This window comes from Paraburkholderia elongata, from assembly GCF_013177735.1.
Taxonomy (GTDB): domain Bacteria; phylum Pseudomonadota; class Gammaproteobacteria; order Burkholderiales; family Burkholderiaceae; genus Paraburkholderia; species Paraburkholderia elongata.
The window spans coordinates 1-3,180 of record NZ_WOEZ01000216.1 but is presented as its reverse complement, the minus strand read 5'-3'; the positions used below and the strand labels follow the sequence as shown (position 1 = coordinate 3,180).

1 protein-coding gene and 2 pseudogenes are annotated in these 3,180 nt (G+C 64.3%); all 3 read left to right on the top strand.

The features are described 5' to 3' along the window. Positions 1–313: 313 nt before the first annotated feature. Positions 314–2,611, top strand: a pseudogene (locus tag GNZ13_RS38900) (Ig-like domain-containing protein); the annotation flags it as partial. Positions 2,612–2,624: 13 nt separating this feature from the next. Beyond that, positions 2,625–2,942: a LolA-like protein gene (locus GNZ13_RS38895; protein WP_172175087.1), complete on the top strand. Its 318-nt coding sequence runs from the start codon at positions 2,625–2,627 to the stop codon at positions 2,940–2,942. Between the two features lie 2 nt (positions 2,943–2,944). After that, a pseudogene (locus tag GNZ13_RS38890) lies at positions 2,945–3,180 on the top strand (hypothetical protein); the annotation flags it as partial.

The window sequence follows — 3,180 nt, the reverse complement described above, 5'->3', positions numbered from 1 at the left end:
CCAACGCCCCGGCTTGCTGCCCCAATCAGCCTTCAAATTGCTTTCATTGCGTGTCGACGACGAAGTGAGTCCGCAAACCGGCGCGAACTCAGTCGGACCTTGAAGTGTTTTGAATTACGCTTCACCTTGTTCTTGCGCAAGCCGTACAGTGCGCGCCCCGCCTTCGTCTTGAGTTGGTGTGTCATCCTGATGATCGGATCGGTACTCTCAGGCTGACGACGATGCCGAGTCCGCCGCATCCGACGCAAACCGCGGTCACCTGGCCGATTGCCACTAGCGCGACCGGCGCGTCGTTCACGCCGCCCGCGCAGGCTGGTCACCCGGCTGCGGCGATTCGAAATCGACGTCGTTCGGCACCTGCTATCCGCCGACGGTGAACTACGATCCGCGCTACTACCTGATCAATGGCGTCGCTTTCGACCGGACCAATCCCGGCGGGTCTTCGTTTGCCGCCACCGCGCCTGTTGCTACGGGCCAGGTGCTCGTGCGCTTCGTGAATGCAGGTTTGCGGATGCACGTTCCGTCGATAGTCGGTACACAAACCGGCAATCCTGCTGTGTCCGGTTTCTCGCTGATCGCCGAGGACGGCAATGTGTTGCCCGGCAGTCCGCGGGTCCAGTCGGAAGTGTTTCTGGCGGCCGGCAAAACCTATGACGTGATGGTCAACGCACCGGCGACTGGCGCAACGGCGCTGCCGGTGTTCGACCGCGAACTGAGCCTGTCGACCAACAATCAACGCGACGGCGGCATGCAGGCTTACATCGCCGTCAATGGCGGCGCGCTGCCGACGGCGGGGGCTGCCAATCAGAATGCGGTCGCCAATTCCGCTAACTACTTCTTTATCCCGGGCACCACGTTGACCGTGTCGGACCCGGCCAAGGGCGTGAAGGCCAAGGACGTCAATGTCTACGGCGTTGAGGTCAAGACAACGACCACCGGCGGCGCGCTCACGCTGAATCCGGACGGCACGTTCGTCTATGTGCCGAATGCGGGCACGACATCTGACAGCTTTGTGTATCAGGCGAACGGCAATCCTGCGGTTTCGGCAACGGTCACGCTGTCGGCCTGTAGCGCCGCCAACGGCTGTCTGTCCGGTGCGCCGGTGGCCAACAACGGCAGTTACACGAGCAACATCGCGTCGCGCCTGCAGATCGGCGCGCCCGACGTGCTGGCTAATGCCTCAGATCCGAAGGGGTTGCAGCTCACCGCGGCGATTTCGGGTGCTGCGACAGGCGGGACCGTCACACTGAATCCGGACGGATCGTTCATCGCGGTACCGACGACGGCGCCGGTGGGCAGCACTGCGACTGCCACCATGACGTTCAAATACACGGCAATGAATTCGCAGAACACGTCGAGCGCTGCCGCGACCGTGACCGTGACGTTCAAGGGCGGCAGCGGACTCACAGTCAACGTGCTGGACGCGCCGAGCACACTGCCGGGCAAGACGCCAGTCAAGCTGACCGACTACCGCTGGATCATTGAGGAAGACCGTACGTTCCAGATCGATCCTGCATGCCAGACGACCGCTTCAACGCGTCCGTCGACGTGCCCGCCGCTACCGGTTCCGAGTCTCGGCGCAAACTTCCACACCAGCTACATGCCGGTGGTGGCGGCAGGCTGTGTCGGCAAGGTCGCGTGCGAGGCAGGACAGACGGTGTACGACCCGAAGAGCGGCTCCCACCTGCCGGCAGTGTGCGACATCGGCAACGGCGTGTGCCGCACGACCTCTGCGCAACAGGTGCCGGTCGACCCGAGCCAGGTGGCGCTCGATCCGACGAAGCACCACTACATCTCGGTCTTGCCGGGCGATGCGGGCAACACCTTCGGGAATGGCGGCGGCAATCCGGTGCCCATCGATCCGAAAAACCCCACTGGGCCGACGAGACAGTTCGATATCGCCAAGGACTGCCCGTCCGGTCCCGGTGGCGCGGATTTCGCGCCGGGCACGGGCAAGTGCGGCCACACCATGAGCGGCGCGCCGATCCCGCCGGTCCCGGCCGGACTGACCGCCAGGGCCCCCGTCAACGTACTGGTGACTGAATCGCCGTTCCCGACAGCAAAGGTCTCGGTGTTCGTCTTCGAGGACGACGCCCCGCTTAACGGAGAAGTGGACGTCAGCGGCGGAACCGACGCGTTCGGTTCGGCCCGTGAGCCAGGACTCGGTGGGTTCGAAATCAAGCTCTGGGACGACGCGGGCCAAACCGGCGACGCGACCGGACAGATGAGTTACGACATGTTCAACATGCCGCTGTCCAATTCGTTGCAGGGGACCATCGATCCGATCACGGGGCTAAATGCCTGCCCGATTTCGGCGTCGACCGACGGCCTCGTCGGCATGATCCCGACCTGCCCGAAATTCGAGTCGGACGGCAAGACGCTGTCGCCACTCGTCGGCCAGGCCATCATTGCCAACCTGATGCCCGGCCGCTACGGCGTCGTCGCGACGCCGGCGGCCGACAGAATCGGCAGAGGCGAGGAATGGCTGCAGACGAACACGCTGGACGGACAGAAGGGCCACGACGCTTTCGTCAAGATTGGCGGCCCGGCGTACTTCCAGGAGTTCGGGCCGGCGGGCTTTCACGTCTCGATCGGCTTTGCCAATCCGCGGTGTGACCCGTCATGTGTGGGTCGACGCGCAGAGCTTTCTTGATGTGAAGTACGACCGCGAAGCGCGGGGCCCTCGCGGGCCGGTCACCGTGCAAGTGAAGTACAGCGACTACAAGGACGTCGAGGGTTTGCAGATACCGTTCACGATCGAAAGCGGCGTAGCGGCGGCCGGAAAGAGCGACAAGCTGACGATCGAGAAGGTCTCGCTCAATCCGCCGCTTGACGACGGCATGTTTACCCGACCCGGCTCGCCGGGCCGGCGCAATTCGGTGTCGGTCAACGCCGAGGTGGCGCCGCCGACGCTGCCTGCACTGACCCGGCCGAGCCCCTAACCATGGACCGCGCCCGGGTCAACCATGAAACCATGACGTGGGCACGGCCGCTCGTGGCGCGCATGCTCGTTCAATGTGTGTTGCTCGGCGCGTTGATTGTGCCGGTGGGCCAGGCGAACGCTGCCCCGTCAGCGCCGCCGGTGACTACAACGAGCACGGGGGAAGCGATCTTCCAGAAGGGCGTGCTGGGTTCGGGCGAACCGCTTGAGGCGATGCACGACGGTGGCGTGAACCTGCG